General features: G+C 60.9%; 16 protein-coding genes. 10 read left to right on the forward strand and 6 right to left on the reverse strand.

The genetic code is table 11. The features are described 5' to 3' along the window. Nucleotide 1 precedes the first annotated feature (1 nt). Genes hutU through hutI form a run of 3 tightly spaced genes read right to left on the reverse strand, consistent with a single transcriptional unit; the run spans nucleotide 2 to nucleotide 4477 of the window. On the reverse strand, nucleotides 2–1687 hold the full coding sequence (gene hutU, locus QA648_RS15885) for a urocanate hydratase (RefSeq protein ID WP_283047962.1): 1686 nt from the start codon (nucleotides 1685–1687) through the stop codon (nucleotides 2–4). 1 nt (nucleotide 1688) lies between these two features. Further along, on the reverse strand, nucleotides 1689–3224 hold the full coding sequence (gene hutH, locus QA648_RS15890) for a histidine ammonia-lyase (RefSeq protein WP_283047963.1): 1536 nt from the start codon (nucleotides 3222–3224) through the stop codon (nucleotides 1689–1691). Further along, nucleotides 3221–4477 carry an imidazolonepropionase gene (hutI, locus tag QA648_RS15895; protein ID WP_283047964.1) on the reverse strand — a complete coding sequence of 419 codons (1257 nt, stop codon included), beginning with the start codon at nucleotides 4475–4477 and terminating at the stop codon, nucleotides 3221–3223. The genes hutH and hutI overlap by 4 nt, the downstream gene beginning before the upstream one ends. Nucleotides 4478–4578: 101 nt before the next feature. Here hutI and QA648_RS15900 point away from each other — a divergent pair, with 101 nt between their 5' ends. Both QA648_RS15900 and hutC read left to right on the forward strand, forming a co-directional pair. Beyond that, nucleotides 4579–5922, forward strand: a complete 1344-nt coding sequence (locus QA648_RS15900) for a formimidoylglutamate deiminase (protein ID WP_283047965.1) — start codon at nucleotides 4579–4581, stop codon at nucleotides 5920–5922. An 83-nt stretch (nucleotides 5923–6005) separates the two neighbouring features. After that, nucleotides 6006–6725: a histidine utilization repressor gene (gene hutC, locus QA648_RS15905; RefSeq protein WP_104824748.1), complete on the forward strand. Its 720-nt coding sequence runs from the start codon at nucleotides 6006–6008 to the stop codon at nucleotides 6723–6725. A gap of 109 nt (nucleotides 6726–6834) precedes the next feature. Here hutC and QA648_RS15910 read toward each other — a convergent pair whose 3' ends face one another. Next, the gene (locus tag QA648_RS15910) at nucleotides 6835–6987 is read right to left on the reverse strand and encodes a hypothetical protein (protein WP_158704499.1); all 153 of its coding nucleotides are present in this window, start codon (nucleotides 6985–6987) and stop codon (nucleotides 6835–6837) included. A gap of 179 nt (nucleotides 6988–7166) precedes the next feature. Between QA648_RS15910 and QA648_RS15915 the strand changes: the two genes are divergently transcribed. The 5 genes from QA648_RS15915 (at nucleotide 7167) to QA648_RS15935 (ending at nucleotide 10766) form a co-directional block, all read left to right on the forward strand. Then, nucleotides 7167–7751: a TetR/AcrR family transcriptional regulator gene (locus QA648_RS15915; protein ID WP_104824749.1), complete on the forward strand. Its 585-nt coding sequence runs from the start codon at nucleotides 7167–7169 to the stop codon at nucleotides 7749–7751. Nucleotides 7752–7958: 207 nt separating this feature from the next. Continuing rightward, nucleotides 7959–8582: a hypothetical protein gene (locus tag QA648_RS15920; protein WP_104824750.1), complete on the forward strand. Its 624-nt coding sequence runs from the start codon at nucleotides 7959–7961 to the stop codon at nucleotides 8580–8582. Between the two features lie 186 nt (nucleotides 8583–8768). After that, nucleotides 8769–9626 carry a cytochrome b/b6 domain-containing protein gene (locus QA648_RS15925; protein WP_104824751.1) on the forward strand — a complete coding sequence of 286 codons (858 nt, stop codon included), beginning with the start codon at nucleotides 8769–8771 and terminating at the stop codon, nucleotides 9624–9626. After that, complete coding sequence (locus QA648_RS15930; RefSeq protein WP_283047968.1) at nucleotides 9623–10399, forward strand: molybdopterin-binding protein; 777 nt, start codon at nucleotides 9623–9625, stop codon at nucleotides 10397–10399. The genes QA648_RS15925 and QA648_RS15930 overlap by 4 nt, the downstream gene beginning before the upstream one ends. A gap of 112 nt (nucleotides 10400–10511) precedes the next feature. Further along, a complete protein-coding gene (locus QA648_RS15935) occupies nucleotides 10512–10766 on the forward strand; it encodes a hypothetical protein (RefSeq protein WP_283047970.1) in 255 nt (84 codons plus the stop codon). 95 nt (nucleotides 10767–10861) lie between these two features. Here QA648_RS15935 and QA648_RS15940 read toward each other — a convergent pair whose 3' ends face one another. Then, a complete protein-coding gene (locus tag QA648_RS15940) occupies nucleotides 10862–11332 on the reverse strand; it encodes an Lrp/AsnC family transcriptional regulator (RefSeq protein ID WP_283047972.1) in 471 nt (156 codons plus the stop codon). Nucleotides 11333–11486: 154 nt separating this feature from the next. On the opposite strand from QA648_RS15940, the gene QA648_RS15945 reads away from it, so the two are divergent. After that, a complete protein-coding gene (locus QA648_RS15945; protein ID WP_283047974.1) occupies nucleotides 11487–12239 on the forward strand; it encodes a tryptophan 2,3-dioxygenase family protein in 753 nt (250 codons plus the stop codon). A 19-nt stretch (nucleotides 12240–12258) separates the two neighbouring features. Here the strand turns inward: QA648_RS15945 and mntR are convergent, their stop codons facing one another. Continuing rightward, complete coding sequence (gene mntR, locus QA648_RS15950) at nucleotides 12259–12714, reverse strand: manganese-binding transcriptional regulator MntR (RefSeq protein ID WP_104824756.1); 456 nt, start codon at nucleotides 12712–12714, stop codon at nucleotides 12259–12261. A gap of 200 nt (nucleotides 12715–12914) precedes the next feature. Here mntR and QA648_RS15955 point away from each other — a divergent pair, with 200 nt between their 5' ends. Together QA648_RS15955 and QA648_RS15960 are read left to right on the forward strand one after the other, a co-directional pair. Further along, nucleotides 12915–14270: an Nramp family divalent metal transporter gene (locus tag QA648_RS15955; protein ID WP_283047977.1), complete on the forward strand. Its 1356-nt coding sequence runs from the start codon at nucleotides 12915–12917 to the stop codon at nucleotides 14268–14270. A gap of 132 nt (nucleotides 14271–14402) precedes the next feature. Next, nucleotides 14403–16232, forward strand: coding sequence for a M23 family metallopeptidase (locus tag QA648_RS15960; RefSeq protein ID WP_283047979.1), 1830 nt, complete (start codon nucleotides 14403–14405; stop codon nucleotides 16230–16232). The last annotated feature ends 79 nt before the right edge of the window (nucleotides 16233–16311 follow it).

Here is a 16311-nt window from a genome sequence, read left to right on the forward strand (position 1 = left end):
CTTAGTTCCCCAGGATGGCCGGCAGGCGCAGACCCTGCTTCTTGGCCCAATCGAGGGCGATGTCGTAGCCGGCATCGGCATGGCGCATGACGCCGGTTGCCGGGTCGTTCCAGAGAACGCGCTCCAGGCGCTTGGCCGCATCATCGGTGCCGTCGGCGCAGATGACCATGCCGGAGTGCTGGGAAAAGCCCATGCCGACGCCGCCGCCGTGATGCAGCGATACCCAGGTAGCGCCGGATGCGGTGTTGAGCAGGGCGTTGAGCAGCGGCCAGTCGGAAACGGCATCCGAGCCGTCCTTCATGGCTTCCGTTTCGCGGTTCGGCGAAGCGACCGAGCCAGAGTCCAAATGGTCGCGGCCGATGACGACGGGCGCCTTCAGCTCGCCATTCCTGACCATTTCGTTGAAGGCAAGGCCGAGACGGTGGCGATCGCCGAGACCGACCCAGCAAATGCGTGCCGGCAGACCTTGGAAGGCGATACGCTCGCGCGCCATGTCCAGCCAGTTGTGCAGGTGCTTGTTGTCGGGCAGCAGCTCCTTCACCTTGGCGTCGGTCTTGTAGATATCTTCCGGATCGCCCGAGAGAGCAGCCCAGCGGAAGGGACCGATGCCGCGGCAAAAGAGCGGACGGATATAGGCCGGCACGAAGCCCGGGAAGGCAAAGGCATTTTCGAAGCCTTCATCCTTGGCGACCTGGCGAATGTTGTTGCCGTAGTCGAGCGTCGGCACGCCAGCATCCCAGAAGGCGACCATGGCTTCGACATGCACCTTCATCGAAGCGCGGGCGGCAGCTTCGACGGCTTTCGGATCGCTCTCGCGCTTGGCCCTGTGTTCGGCCACCGTCCAACCGGCCGGCAGATAGCCGTTCAGCGGGTCGTGGGCAGAAGTCTGGTCGGTGACGATATCGGGGCGCGGGCCGCCAGCCTTCATGCGCTTCACCAGTTCCGGGAAGATTTCGGCAGCATTGCCGAGCAGGCCGACAGACTTGGCTTCACCAGCCTTCGTCCACTTGTCGATCAGGGCCAACGCTTCGTCGAGCGTCTTCGCCTTTTCGTCGACATAACGGGTGCGCAGGCGGAAATCGATGCGGGTTTCGTCGGATTCGACGGCGAGGCAGCAGGCACCAGCCATGACGGCGGCCAGCGGCTGTGCGCCGCCCATGCCGCCGAGACCGCCGGTCAGGATCCACTTGCCCTTCAGGTTGCCGTTATAGTGCTGGCGACCGGCCTCGACAAAGGTCTCGTAGGTGCCCTGCACGATGCCCTGCGTGCCGATATATATCCACGAGCCGGCCGTCATCTGGCCGTACATGGCAAGGCCCTTCTTATCCAGCTCGTTGAAGTGATCCCAGGTCGCCCAGTGCGGCACGAGGTTGGAGTTGGCGATCAGCACGCGCGGCGCATCCTTGTGGGTGCGGAATACGGCGACCGGCTTGCCGGACTGCACCAGCAGCGTCTCGTCTTCGTTCAGCGTCTTCAGCGTCGCGGCGATACGGTCGAAATCGTCCCAGGTGCGGGCGGCGCGGCCGATGCCGCCGTAAACGACCAGTTCGTTCGGGTTTTCCGCAACGTCCGGATCAAGGTTGTTCATCAGCATGCGCAGCGGCGCTTCGGTCAACCAGCTCTTGGCGTTGAGCTCCGGGCCGCGAGGGGCGCGGATTTCGCGGATATTATGGCGTGGATTGGTCATGTCATATCTCCAGAGAGGGCAGGATGCCGGCGGATACGGATGCGTTGAGCGTGCCGGAAGCGACGAGGTCACTGGCGGCCTTGAGGTCGTTTGCCATGTAGCGGTCTTCATCCAGCGTAGGCGCTGCGGTACGGATCGTGGCAATGGCAAGGGTCAGCTCGGGACTGGTGGTCAGTGGCGCACGTAGCTCGACGCCCTGTGCGGCCGTCAGCGCCTCGATGCCGACGATGCCGAAGAGATTGTCGGTCATCGGCAGGAGTCGACGGGCGCCATGGCAAGCCATTGACACGTGGTCCTCCTGATTGGCGGAGGTCGGCGTCGAATCGACGGAAGCCGGGTGCGACATCTGCTTGTTTTCTGACATCAGCGCAGCCGACGTCACCTCGGCGATCATCAGTCCGGAGTTCAGACCGGGCTTCTTGGCGAGGAAAGCCGGCAAGCCATAGCTCAGTGCCGGATCGACCAGCAGCGCGATGCGGCGCTGCGAGATCGCGCCGATCTCGCAGACGGCAATCGCGATCTGGTCGGCGGCGAAAGCCACCGGCTCGGCATGGAAGTTGCCGCCGGACACCACGGAATTGTCCGAGAGCACAAGCGGATTGTCGGTGACCGCATTGGCCTCGATTTCAAGCGTGCGGCCGGCCGAACGCAGGAGATCCAGACAGGCGCCGTCGACCTGCGGTTGGCAGCGGATGCAGTAGGGATCCTGAACGCGCTCGTCGCCCTCGATGTGGCTTTGACGGATCACGGAACCGGCAAGCAGGCCGCGGAGGGCAGCGGCGGTATCGATCTGCCCCTTATGGCCACGCAGTGTGTGGATATCAGGATGGAACGGCGCCGAAGAACCCATGGCGGCATCCGTCGACATCGCGCCGGTGATCAACGCTGCCTGCGCGGCGCGATGGGCGCGAAAGAGACCGGCCAGAGCAAGTGCGGTCGAGACCTGCGTGCCGTTGATCAGCGCCAGCCCTTCCTTGGCGGCAAGCACGACCGGCGTCAGTCCAGCCTTTTTCAGCGCGGCAGCGCCGTCCAGCCGTTCACCGGCATAAAAAGCCTCGCCATGCCCCATCATGACAGCGGTCATATGCGCGAGCGGGGCGAGATCGCCGGAAGCGCCGACAGAACCCTTCTCGGGGATGACGGGCACGACGCCCTTTTCCAGCATCGCCTCGATCAACCGCACCAGTTCCAGACGCACGCCGGAAGCGCCGCGGCCAAGCGAGATCAGCTTCAGCGACAGGATAAGGCGAACGACGTTCTCCGGCAGCGGCTGGCCGACGCCGCAGCAATGCGAAAGAATGAGGTTGCGCTGCAGGGTGGCGACGTCGGCGCTGTCGATCTTGATGGAAGCCAGTTTACCGAAGCCGGTATTGATGCCGTAGACCGGCGCATTGCCGGCGGCAATCTCGGCGATACGCGCAGCAGCTTTGAGAATGCCGGCATCGAAGGAGGCATCGAGCTTGGCAGGCTCGCCGGTCCAATAGATCGCGGCCAATTGTTTCAGCGAAACGGAGCCAGGATGGAGAGTGACAGTCATCGGTCGAATCTTTCCCCCTTGAAGATACGGGCGTGGAGCGGATTGAAGCCGATGCGATAGACAAGCTCGGCAGGGCTTTCGATATTCCAGATGGCGAAATCGGCCGATTTGCCGGCCTCCAGCGTGCCGGTCTTGGAAAGCAGGCCGAGCGCACGGGCGCCTTCACGGGTGGCACCCGCGATGCATTCCTCGACCGTCAGGCCGAAGAGGGTTGCTGCCATGTTCATCGTCAGCAGCATGGAGGTCAACGGCGAGGTGCCGGGATTGCAGTCGGTGGCGATGGCGATTGGAACACCCGCCTCGCGCAGCGCCTTGACCGGCGGCTTCTGCTTCTCATGAATGGCGTAGAAGGCGCCGGGCAGAAGGACCGCGACCGTGCCGGCATCCGCCATCGCCTTCACGCCGTCCGCATCGAGATATTCGACATGGTCGGCGGAAAGCGCGCCATAGGAGGCGGCAAGCTTGGCGCCGCCGAGATTGGAAAGCTGCTCGGCATGCAGTTTCACCGGGATGCCAAGCGACTTGGCAAGATCGAAGACGCGGGCAATCTCAGCCGGCGAAAAGGCGATTCCCTCGCAGAAGCCGTCGACGGCATCGGCCAATCCCTTGGCATGCGCCTGCTTCAGACCCGGCAACACGACATCGGAAATATAGTCGCCGTTGCGGCCCTTGTAATCCGCCGGCGTCGCATGCGCGGCGAGATAGGATGTGACAACGCGAACCGGACGAGCGTCTTCCAGCGCCCGGGCGGCTTGCAGCATCTTCAATTCGGATTCGACGCTGAGGCCATAGCCGGATTTCACTTCGATCGTAGTGACACCTTCGGCAAGCAGCGTATCGAGGCGCGGCAAGGCCGTCGCAATAAGATCGTTGACGGAAAGCGCGCGCGTTGCGTTAACGGAGGAAACGATGCCACCGCCGGCCCGCGCAATCTCTTCGTAACTCGCGCCTTCCAGACGCATCTCGAATTCGCGGGCGCGGTTGCCGCCATGAACGATGTGCGTGTGGCAATCGACGAGACCGGGCGTAACCCAGCGGCCTTCGAGATCGAGGGTTTCGGCATCGCCGATCTCAGGCGCATCGCTTTCGCTGCCCGCGAAAAGGATGCGGCCACCCTTGGTCAGGATCGCACCCTTCTCGACAATGCCGAGCCCCGGCGCATCCTCTCGCAAGGTCGCCAGACGGGCATTGCGCCAAAGGCGGCTTTCGCCCTCGGATCTTACGCTATCGCCGGAAAAATTGTTCCCACTCATCAGCTTTACGCCTTTCCTTATGGGCTCATAATGTATATACATATTAAAAGAACTGACAAGAGGGATTTTGGACTCAGTATCCAAAAGGAAAGAGCTAGGTCATGACGAAACTCCATGCACGTTCGGCACTGCTTCAGGATGGCTGGCGGGAAAATGTCCGACTGACTCTGGAGGATGGCCGCATTGCCAGCATCGAGGCTGATGTTGCGGCAGAGGCCGGTGACGAGCGGCACGACGTTCTGGTTCCTGCCATGCCCAACCTCCACAGCCATGCCTTTCAGCGCGCCATGGCCGGCCTTGCCGAAGTCCGAGGCCCGGCGAACGACAGCTTCTGGAGCTGGCGGACCGTCATGTACAAGTTCGCGCTCTCGATGACCCCCGATCATGTCGAGGCGGTGGCCGCGCAGCTCTACATGGAAATGCTGGAAGCCGGTTTTTCCCGGGTCGGCGAGTTCCATTATCTGCATCACGACAAGGACGGCAGCCCCTATGCCAACATTGCCGAGCTTGCCGAGCGCATCGGCGCGGCAAGCACTGAAACCGGCATTGGGTTGACGCTGCTGCCGGTCTTCTACGCCCATTCCGGCTTCGGCGGCGCAGCCCCCATCGACGGCCAGCGACGCTTCATCAATTCGCTCGATCGATTCGAGGCCCTGATGGCCGGCTGCCGGACGATCGTTGATCGGGTGCCGGGTGCCGAACTCGGCCTTGCCCCGCACAGCCTGCGGGCAGTAACGCCCGAGGAGCTGGCAAAACTCGTGCCGCTCGCCGGCGACGGACCGATCCATATCCACGTCGCCGAGCAGGTGAAGGAAGTCGAGGATTGCATTGCCTGGTCCGGCGCGCGACCGGTCGAATGGCTGCTCGATCACGCCCCGGTCGACGGGCGCTGGTGCCTGATCCACGCCACCCACATGACCGATGACGAAACCCGGCGGATGGCGAAAAGCGGTGCGATCGCCGGCCTCTGCCCGGTGACGGAAGCCAATCTCGGCGACGGCACCTTTCCGGCACCGCTGTTTCTGGAGGAAGGCGGCCGCTATGGCATCGGCTCGGATTCCAATATCCTGATTTCCGTTCCGGAAGAGCTGCGGCAGTTGGAATATTCGCAGCGCCTGGCGCTGAGGGCCCGCAATGTCATCGCTTCATCGGGCGGCTCGACGGCGCGCGCACTGTTCGATCATGCAATCGCCGGCGGCGGTGTGGCATTGAAGGCGCCGGCCGGGCTCGCCATCGGCCGTTACGCCGATGTGGTTTCCCTCGATGTCAGCGCCGTTCCCTATCTCTCCGGCGATCAAATCCTGGATCAGTGGATGTTTGCCGGCGGCGTTGCCGTCGACAGCGTCTGGGCGCAGGGCCGCAAACAGGTCGAAGGCGGGCGGCACAACAGACGGGAAGCAATCTCCGCTCGATTCCGCGCTGTGATGAGCGAACTAATCGGTTGAAAAAGAATTTTTCCTCGCGACAATGAAATCCTAAATAAACAAAGTGACGATTACCCAGGTCTCACGAGGAAGCGGTCGGCGGCATGACCACAGGTAAAGAGGCGACGCTCCATCAGCGTATCCTGAACGATATCGAGAGCCGGATCGTTTCCGGCGATTGGCCGCCCGGCCACCGGATTCCCTTCGAGCTTGCCCTGGCCGAACAATATGACTGTTCGCGCATGACGGTGAACAAGGCGCTGACGCAGCTTGCCCGGGCCGGATTGATCGAGCGGCGGAAGCGCTCAGGGAGTTTCGTCACTCAGCCACAGGCGCAATCGGCAGTGTTGGAAATCCACGACATCAAGTCGGAAATCCTGTCGCTGAACCTGCCCTACTCCCATAAGATCGTGAAACGCGCCAAGCGCAAGGGTCGTCCCGAGGATGCGCGGCGGCTGCAATTTGCCGGCGCGGTCTCGGTGCTGGACATCACCTGCATTCACTACGCCGGCCGCCGGCCTTTCTGTCTGGAAGACCGCGTCATCAATCTCGACGCCGTACCGGAGGCGGCTCAGGTCGATTTCGACGCATTGCCGCCGGGACCGTGGCTGATCAATCAGGTGCCATGGAGCACGGCCGAGCACCAGATCCGCGCCATCCCCGCCGAGGGCGAGGCCGCCACGAGCCTCGACATTGCCAAAGGCACCGCCTGCCTCGTCATCGAACGGCGCACCTGGAGCAACCTCGGACCGATCACACATGTCCGCCTCACCTATCCCGGCGATCGTCATACGCTGGTGGCGCGCTTCACGCCGTCAAGCTGAAACCGTAGACCGGAAAGCATTTCACGGAATCGCTTTCCGCTCTATCCCTTTGTTTCTACGCATTCCAGACGGAAAACCGCTTCGCACTTTTCCTGGAATTGCTTAGCCGCTACTGGCGCTGGGCGGGCTCGGTCTGCATCGGGATAAGGTTGTCGGATTGATGGATGGGCTTTACGGGATTGACCAGCAAAATGCTGAGCGCAATCAGCACCAACGCAAGGATGAGGGTAAGGCCGATCAAAAGTGGACGAATCGCGATCATTTCGGTTCTCCAATCTTTCGTGTCCTAGCCATAACGTGACAGGAAGGGGATTTTGAGGCAACCAGCTTTTTTGCGCTTAAACATTGCGCCAAACTGCAAAATTTCAACCTCAATCCCCGAATTGATCGGAGTTTTGGCTCGGACTTGACAGACACCCTACCAATAGGTAGGCAAAGTGAATGAGCAATATTTCGACAAAAGCGGACGAGATCGTCCAATCGGCACGCGGCCTGATCATCGCGGGCGGCTATAACAGCTTCAGCTTCGCTGATATTTCGGCAGAGGTCGGCATTCGCAAAGCCAGCATTCATCACCATTTTCCGACCAAGGCCGATCTCGTCAGGACCGTCGTGGCGCGTTATCGGGAAGAGGCTCGGCAGGGTCTCGCCGGGGTCGACGCCAATATTGCCGATCCCGTTGCACGCCTTCGCGCCTATACGGGCTTCTGGGAAGCATGCATCCGAGACAATACCGCACCCTTCTGCATCTGCGCCATGCTTGCCGCCGAACTGCCGGTGCTGCCGGCCGATGTTGCCGCCGAAGTGCGAGGGCATTTCCGGGATCTCTCGAGTTGGCTTGCCGCCGTGATGGAAAAAGGGGCGGCCGAAGGCCGTCTTATTTTGCCGCGCCCGGCAGCGGGGGAAGCTCTGTCCTTCATGGCAACCGTACATGGCGCCATGCTCTCGGCGCGAGCCTATGGCGACCCGTCAGTCTTTGCCACCATCGTCGAACCGCTGTTCGATCGGCTGGCCACTCTCCATTGAAATTATTCAGATTTTCGTGATGTGGACCGATAACGCGGCTCTCACGCTTGTTTGATTGGCGGAGCTACCGAGTGGTAGATAGGATCGCCTTCGTTGCAATCGAGATGACTTCCTCCGGTTCTCTCATGCAAGGAATTCTGTTGGCCGACCTTGGCCGCTCTGTCGAAAAAACCTACCGATTAGTAGGTAGATAAAAGGAGACTATTCATGGATCGCAAGCATCTGACGAAGGGCATATTGGCACTGGCCACCGGCGCTGTCGTAACGCTCGCCGCGCTACAGGGCGCCAATGCCGCCGACCCCGTCCGCGTACGCGGCACGATCGAAAGCCTCGATGGCGACACCCTCAACGTCAAGTCCCGCGACGGCAAGGACATCGCCGTCATGCTGAAATCCGGCTGGGCCGTCGCCGGCGTCACCAAGGCCTCAGCCGCCAATATCAAGCCCGGCGATTTCGTCGGCATCGCCAATGAGCCAACCGCCAGCGGCGTTGCCGGCGCCATCGAAGTCGTGATCTTCCCCGCCTCGATGAAGGGCACCGGCGAAGGCGACCGCCCCTGGGATTCGAAGCCGAACAGCTCGATGACCAATGCCACGGTCGCCAATGCCGTCAAGTCGGTCAATGGCCCGACGCTCACCCTGACCTATAAGGGCGGCGAGAAGAAAATCAACATTCCGGACGGAACTCCGGTCGTGACCTTCACCTCGGCCACCAAGGACGATCTGAAGGCAGGCGCCGGTGTCTTCATCACCGGCCAAACCACAGGTGACGGCATCGTTTCCACCAATCTCGTTGCCGTCGGCGTCAACGGCACTGTTCCGCCGATGTGATCTTCCCTTCCCGCCCAAGGGAAGCCTGCAGGCCAATCGGCACCCGCCCCCGCCGTAGCCTGCCATGCGGCGCTCCAGATTCAGTTCCCTCGCTGATGGGGCGCCGCCACTTTCCCGGTGGATTTGTGGTACTCTGCAGCCAGGGTTTCCAAAGGGTTCATTGAAGATTTCGAGAGGAGCCTAGCCATGGCCGACATCGATACGACCGGTGCACCACCTGCGCCTCCCCGGACGATCTACATTCGCCGGCATTCGATCGTTACCCGCCTGACGCACTGGCTGAATGTGCTCTGTCTTTCGCTGCTGCTGATGAGCGGCATGCAGATTTTCAACGCCCATCCTGCCCTTTACTGGGGGCAGTACGGCGCCAATGCCGATCCATCCTGGCTGCAGATATCGGCCACCGATGGCGACAACCAGCCCTACGGCACCTTCCGCATCGGCGGCCTGACGATCCCGACGACCGGCGTTCTCGGCGCCTCGAAAGAGGATGGCGAATGGACCGAACGCGCTTTTCCCGCCTGGGCAACGATCCCGAGCTACCAGGACTTGGCCGCCGGCCGGCGCTGGCATTTCTTCTTTGCCTGGCTCTTCGTCTTCAACGGCCTGATCTATCTGCTCTATGGCTTCATTGCCGGCCATTTCCGCCGCGACTTGGCGCCCTCGGGTGCCGAGGTCTCGCCGCGCAATCTCTGGCATGAAATCATTGAGCACGCCCGCCTGCGCTTCCCGAAAGGCGAGAAGGCAAAGCGCTACAATGCATTGCAAAAGCTCAGCTACCTGATCGTCATCTTCATCCTGCTGCCGCTGATGCTGGCGACCGGGCTCACCATGTCGCCCGGCATCGATGCCGGCTACCCGTTCCTGCTCGATATCTTCGGCGGGCGGCAGACGGCGCGCGGCATTCATTTCATCACCGCCTGGACGATCGTTCTCTTCGTCCTGGTCCATGTGGCGATGGTCATCCTGTCCGGTCTCTGGAACAACATGCGCTCCATGGTCACCGGCCGCTACGCCATCCGTAGGGAAGGAGAGGACGCATGAGCAAGATCGTCAGCCGCCGCGGTTTCCTCATCGGTTCTGTCGCCAGCCTCGGCGCTATCGGCCTTACCGGCTGCGACGACGTCACCGAGAACCAGAACGTCCAGAAGGTTCTCGCGCTGGCCGAAGGTCTGACCATGGGCACACAACGCCTTCTCGTCCCGCCGCAGACGCTTGCCCGCGAATATACCGAAAAGGACCTCTCGCCGACCTTCCGCTCGAACGGCACGGATAATCCCGGCACTGCGGATTATGCCGCAATGGTGGAAAACGGCTTCTCCACCTGGAAGCTAAAGATCGACGGCATGGTCAACCAGCCGATGGAGTTTTCGCTGGCCGACCTAAAGCAACTGCCGTCGCGCACGCAGATCACCCGGCACGACTGCGTGGAAGGCTGGAGCGCCATCGGCAAATGGACCGGCGTGCCGCTTGGCCTCATTCTGCAGAGCGCCGGGCTGAAGCCGGGCGCGCGTTATGCGGTGTTCTATTGCGCCGACGAATTAGAGCAGACGCTCGACGGCAGCGGCCGCTACTACGAGAGCCTCGACCTGATCGACGCCTTTCATCCGCAGACGATCCTCGCCTATTCGATGAACGGCAAGGATCTCGAAGTCGCCCATGGCGCGCCGCTACGTCTGCGCGTCGAGCGCCAGCTCGGCTACAAGCACGCCAAATATGTCATGCGCATCGAAATCCGCGACAAATTCAACGATCTCTGGGGCGGCAAAGGTGGTTTCTGGGAAGATCGCGGCTACGAATGGTATGCCGGAATTTGAAGGCATTACTTTAGCATGTTTCAATTTGTCGCAGGTCGCTTCAGGCCGGAACACTTATGCGTGCAGGTACGTTCTCGCAAAGGGCAATTATGCCCTTTCGGAGGAAATGCACATGTTGAGATCGATTTTGATCGCTGCCGTGCTTGCGGCGGCGAGCACCGTGCCCGCTTATGCCGCATCCGCGGTAAAATGTGACGACGCTTCCATTATGGCCTTGCAGACCAAGGTGGATGCAATGACCGACCAGACGAAAAAGGCAGCTGCCACCAAACAGGTGACTATGGCGAAAGATGCCATGAAGGCGCACAAGATGAAAAATTGTGTGACCCACATGGAAAATGCCGAGAAGGGCATGACCAAGATGTAACGGCTCGCCGCTGCTTGGCGGACTCGGAGGACGGGGCCCGGGCTTCCGGGCCTTAAGTTTGTCGGGGATGCGAACTCCATACCGCAAAGCGCAGCCTAGCGGCTACCGCCAATATGTCGTGCGGCGTCGGCAAACGAGATGTCCGACTTGATCTCTCGTGTCGACATTGACGTCACCGTATGGCGTACGCCGGGCAGCCGGTTCAGTTCCTGACGCAGCAGCCGATCGAGGGCGGCCATGTCGGCGGCCAATATGTGCAGGAGATAGTCGGCCTCCCCCGTCGTCGCATGGCAGCGCCAGATCAGCGGATGGCGGCGCACCGCGGCTTCGAAGGCATCGAAGCGCTCGACGTCGATCGACACTTGCACGAAGGCTTCCAGTCCGAAGCCGAGCTGTGCCGGATCGAGGATCGTCCGGTAACCGCGGATCACACCGACCTCTTCCAGCGCCTTCACCCGTTTCCAGCACGGCGTCTTGCTGAGACCGACCAGATCGGCGAGCGCGGCAAAGGAGATGCGGGCATTGGCCTCCAGGGCAGAGACGATCTTATGGTCGAGCGCGTCCAAGTCCAGCGTTCCCTCCACTGCCTCCGATAAGGTTGATCGTACTCCTTATTGGCAATTTTAGAAGACAATTAGGAACAATGTTCAAGGGAAAATTTCGTATCCTTCCAAAAGGGCAAATATGCCAGCGGCAAAGGCCGGGACAAAGGGAACGAAGATGCAGAAGCAAGACTATTACGCGCGGATCGAGGCGCCAGACATGCGCGACTATGGCGTTTATCTGCAATGCGACAAGCTGCTCGCCTGCCAGAAGCCACTAAACGGGATGGTCAACGGCGACGAGCTGCAGTTCCAGATCGTCCATCAGGTGGAAGAGCTCTGGATGAAGCTCATCGCCTATACGCTGGTCGACGTGATCGCCTTCATCGAGGAAAACAAGACCCATCGCGTGGTGACGCTGATGGGCCGCGTGCATCGGCTGATGCGGATGATGACGGCGCAGCTCGATCTGCTCGAAACCATGTCGCCGAAGGAATATCAGCAGATCCGCCTGCAGCTCGGCAATGGCAGCGGCCAGGAATCGCCCGGCTTCAAATTCCTGCTGCGCATGCCGCCGGATCTCTGGCGGGCCTTCAAGGCCCATTATCTCGACGCGCTCGGACTAACGGTCGAGGATGTCTATGACGGCAAATACGATCATGGCGACAGCTATGTCGTCGCCGAGGCATTGGCCGAGTACGACGAATTGTTCCAGAAATTTCGCGCCAACCACATCTATCTGATCCAGCGCTCGATCGGGCTCGGCTCGAAATCCCTCAAGGGCCGGCCGGTCGAACTGTTACAGGCCGGCGCTCGCCATCGCTTCTTCCCCGATCTCTGGGATATCCGCGCCGAGATGACCGACCGCTGGGGCAGTCAATACGGCGTGGTGCGCGATTCCATTTCCAGACACGACGACGCGGCGGAATAGGGTACGCGACCCCGCTGACTTATCCGTCGCGCTGCATGGTGCGACGAAACGCTTTCAGCGTTTCGGCGCTGACATGATGTTCCATGCCCTCGGCGTCGATCCGCGCCGTCTCGGGGCTAACGCCAATCCAGCGCAAGAACGCTTCGACCGTCTGATGGCGGGCACGGATGTTCTGGGCGATCTTATTGCCCGCCTCCGTCAGGAAAACGCCGCGATAGGGCCGCCGCGATACCAGCCCGTCTTCGCAAAGACGTGCCAGCATCTTGGCGACCGTCGGCTGTGACACGCCAAGCCTTGCCGCGATATCCACCTGCCGGGCCTCGTTGCCATCATCGATGAGATCGGCGATCAGCTCGACATAATCTTCCACCAGAGCGCCACGGGTGGCCTCCCGCGTATGCCGAAAACCCTCCGAATGCGTCTCGGCATCCGGCAGCGGTTCGTCGCGATGGATCGGCGGTTTTCTGGCTGGCAATGCGTTTGGCTCCCTGGACGCACGAATAAACTCGCTTTGATCTTTATAGCACGAGCTTCAATCTTGAAAGCGGATGATGATTTTTGCGACGCGCCATCATCGCCATCACAACGCCGCAACTATAAAATATAGCCTATTGCATAATGTTGATATCCAGCATATTTCTTTAGTCACATCGTAATTCGATCCCGGAGCCCCGCATGACGCAGATTCAGGAAGCAGCCGCGCCGCAAGCGTGGAAATTTGCCCGCCCAGATGAAGAGGCGCGGCTGAGCCTTCCGGAAGTCAATGCAACGATTCATGTTCCGCACGCCGGCACCTGGGTCCGGCGGCTGATCGCCTTCCTCGGGCCGGGCTATATGGTCTCCGTCGGTTATATGGACCCAGGAAACTGGGCGACCGACCTCGCTGGTGGTGCGCAATTCGGCTACACGCTACTTGCCGTCATCATGCTGTCCAATCTGATGGCGATCCTGCTGCAAGCACTTGCAGCCCGGCTCGGCATCGTCACCGGCCGCGATCTGGCGCAGGCTTGTCGCGACCACTATTCGAGACCGGTCAATCTGGCCCTGTGGTTTGCCTGCGAACTCGCCATCATCGCCTGCGATCTCGCCGAGGTCATCGGCACGGCGATCGCGCTGCAATTGCTCTTCGGTATCCCATTGATCGGCGGCGCGCTGATCACCGCGCTCGACGCCTTCCTGCTGCTGCTTCTGATGAATAAGGGCTTCCGCTTCCTGGAGGCCTTCGTCATCGCGCTCCTCATTGTCATCGCCGTCTGCTTCGCCATCCAGATCGCCGCCGCCGCCCCTCCGATCGCCGCTATCCTCAATGGTTTCATCCCATCGCCCGAGATCGTCACCAATCACGAGATGCTCTACATCGCCATGGGCATCATCGGCGCGACCGTCATGCCGCATAACCTCTACCTGCATTCCTCGATCGTGCAGACGCGCGCCTATAAGCGCACGGATGAAGGCCGCCGCGATGCGATCAAATGGGCGACCACCGACAGCACGATCGCCTTAATGCTGGCGCTTTTCGTCAACGCTTCGATCCTGATCGTCGCCGCCGTCGCCTTCCACAATAGCGGGCATTCGGATGTCGCCGAAATCGGCCAGGCCTTCCAGTTGCTATCGCCGCTGCTCGGCCTTGGGATCGCCTCGACACTGTTTGCCGTCGCACTTCTCGCCTCCGGCCTTAATTCCACCGTGACGGCGACGCTCGCCGGCCAGATCGTCATGGAAGGCTTCCTCCGCCTGCGTATTCCACACTGGGCCAGACGGCTTTTGACGCGCGGCCTCGCAATTATTCCGGTTGTTTTTGTTACTGCATTTTATGGTGAAAAAGGCACTGCCGATTTGCTCGTTCTGAGCCAGGTCATTTTGTCCATGCAACTGCCCTTCGCGGTCATTCCGCTTGTCCAATTCGTCACAGATCGCAGAAAAATGGGCAGATTCACCATCCCAAGGAGCGTTGCCGTTCTCTCCTGGCTGGTTGCGGGCGTCATCCTGGCGCTGAATTTCAAGCTGCTGTACGACACCATCTTCGGTTGACGAATCACCCGTGATGCGAGAATCTGCGAACCTGGAAGATCACGGTAATTAACAGATACGTAATATTTGCCCAGATTTTGACATGATTTGCCCTAGTTTGGGCCCACCGCAGTCTGCAGGGTTCCTCAATTCATGGTCGAAAGTCCATTGCGCGTCCAATTTCCTGCAGAGGCTGCGATTCAGGCGCGGCCGCATCATGAATTTCATATTGCCTTTCTGCCCCGATCCGCCCATCTTCGCCACCTGATCGCCATCGGTCTTGCCGGCACCGCCTCCTGCGGCCTTCTCGCGACCGTTCTCTACCCGCTGCTTGCCCGCCATACGATCGAGCAGGCCGTTCCGATTCACACGGCCCAGCTCGTCCAATCGCAGCCGGCGTTGCACAAGAGCGACCGGCTTGCCACGAAACAGCGTTTCGACGGCGCCCGTTTTGCGCAGGTGGCGGAAAAGACTTCGAGCGGCGAAACCCGTATCTTCACCTATCACCGCACGACACTGGTCTTCAAAGCCGAGGTTACCGAACCCGCAGACAGTGATGCCACGGCCATCAATGCGGCCTATGACGGCGATACACGGACCGAGAACGCGCTATTTTCGCCGCCGTCGCTTGCAGATATCCGCCAGGGCATCTATCCGCATGCCAATCGCTACGACGCGGTCCGGCGCTCACGCTTCCCGGTTCGCGGCGTGCCGTTGAATGTCAGCGTGTCGAAGGCGACCACGGGCGAGGCAGGCCGCGAGTTCAAGAGACTGGTTTCCATGCCCAAGGACCGGCAGGACCTGCAGGATATCCTCGCCTCCGCCGGTCTTGGTGTAGATGCTGGCGACGAGCTGCAGCGTGCCTTGGAAACCGATACGGTTTCGCCCGGCGACAGCCTGGAACTGCTGCTGGAGAAAAAGACCGCCGATGCGCAGCCGAAGCTGATCATGGCTCGCCTCAGCGGCGAGAAGACACCCGAGCGCATTGTGGCGCGCGACGATGCCGACGGCTTCGTACCTCTTACCGATGACCGGCTGTTTTCCACGCTCTATAGCGAGAGCCAGGCCGACACGCCGTCCTCTTCGGACGTGGCTGCCGTCGACCTCAAGGGCATCGACAGCAACGATCGGTCGATGATCAGCGCCAAGCTGAAGAAAGCGGGGCTTTCCGATGAAAGCGTCGATCAGCTCATGAAGCTCGCCAAGGCGAACGGCGTTTCCCTAACCGGTGGCGACGATGCGCCCGATAGCGTCGACCTGCTGTTCCGCAAGGCGGACAGTGCCAAAAGCGAACTGATGTTCATCGAGTTCCACACCGATGGCGACACGCATCGCTTCTATCTGCACAAGGACGGCGGCGACGGTGCCTCAGAATTCTACGACGAGGGTGGCCACTCCGTCGCCAAGGTGCTGACCCATCGTCCCGTGCCCAACGGCACGCTCGGTGACGGATTTGCCTGGCGCATTCATCCGATCCTCGGCGTCCGGAAATTCCACAACGGCGTCGATTTCCGCGCGCCGATGGGCAGCCCGATCATGGCAGCCGGCGACGGCACCGTCGAAAAGATTTCCTGGGAAACGGGCTACGGCAAATATGTCCGCATCCGCCACGACGGCGGCTACGAGACGACCTATGCCCATATTTCCTCGACGCCGTCGGACCTGCATGTCGGCGAGCGCGTTACCCAGGGCCAAGTCATCGCCTATGTCGGCTCGACCGGCTATTCCACCGGTCCGCATCTCTACTACGAACTGCGCGTCAACGGCCGCTACGAAAACCCACTGACCGCCCAGTTGCCGGCCGGCACCAATCTTACCGGCAAGTCGCTGGACAGCCTGCGCTCGCAGGTCAGCCATGTCGATAATATCATGACCTATCTCGACGTGCCGTCGCCGCAAAGCGAAGCCCGCCCCTTCAACGCCTTCGACCAGGGACCGGAGCGAGGCCCAGGCGCAGGCCCCGGTCATTCCGGTAGGCCCTGATGCCGCAACTATAGCGGCACGACCGAGATTCCCCGAACAGCGAAGTTTTGATTCGCGGCTGGAAATTGGAACCAGCCTC

The organism is Rhizobium sp. CB3171 (genome assembly GCF_029714265.1).
GTDB lineage: Bacteria > Pseudomonadota > Alphaproteobacteria > Rhizobiales > Rhizobiaceae > Rhizobium.

Coding starts and splice junctions, on each gene's coding strand:
- hutU (WP_283047962.1), bottom strand. CDS start 1,687: ATGACCAATCCACGCCATAATATCCGCGAAATCCGCGCCCCTCGCGGC.
- hutH (WP_283047963.1), bottom strand. CDS start 3,224: ATGACTGTCACTCTCCATCCTGGCTCCGTTTCGCTGAAACAATTGGCC.
- hutI (WP_283047964.1), bottom strand. CDS start 4,477: ATGAGTGGGAACAATTTTTCCGGCGATAGCGTAAGATCCGAGGGCGAA.
- QA648_RS15900 (WP_283047965.1), top strand. CDS start 4,579: ATGACGAAACTCCATGCACGTTCGGCACTGCTTCAGGATGGCTGGCGG.
- hutC (WP_104824748.1), top strand. CDS start 6,006: ATGACCACAGGTAAAGAGGCGACGCTCCATCAGCGTATCCTGAACGAT.
- QA648_RS15910 (WP_158704499.1), bottom strand. CDS start 6,987: ATGATCGCGATTCGTCCACTTTTGATCGGCCTTACCCTCATCCTTGCG.
- QA648_RS15915 (WP_104824749.1), top strand. CDS start 7,167: ATGAGCAATATTTCGACAAAAGCGGACGAGATCGTCCAATCGGCACGC.
- QA648_RS15920 (WP_104824750.1), top strand. CDS start 7,959: ATGGATCGCAAGCATCTGACGAAGGGCATATTGGCACTGGCCACCGGC.
- QA648_RS15925 (WP_104824751.1), top strand. CDS start 8,769: ATGGCCGACATCGATACGACCGGTGCACCACCTGCGCCTCCCCGGACG.
- QA648_RS15930 (WP_283047968.1), top strand. CDS start 9,623: ATGAGCAAGATCGTCAGCCGCCGCGGTTTCCTCATCGGTTCTGTCGCC.
- QA648_RS15935 (WP_283047970.1), top strand. CDS start 10,512: ATGTTGAGATCGATTTTGATCGCTGCCGTGCTTGCGGCGGCGAGCACC.
- QA648_RS15945 (WP_283047974.1), top strand. CDS start 11,487: ATGCAGAAGCAAGACTATTACGCGCGGATCGAGGCGCCAGACATGCGC.
- QA648_RS15955 (WP_283047977.1), top strand. CDS start 12,915: ATGACGCAGATTCAGGAAGCAGCCGCGCCGCAAGCGTGGAAATTTGCC.
- QA648_RS15960 (WP_283047979.1), top strand. CDS start 14,403: ATGGTCGAAAGTCCATTGCGCGTCCAATTTCCTGCAGAGGCTGCGATT.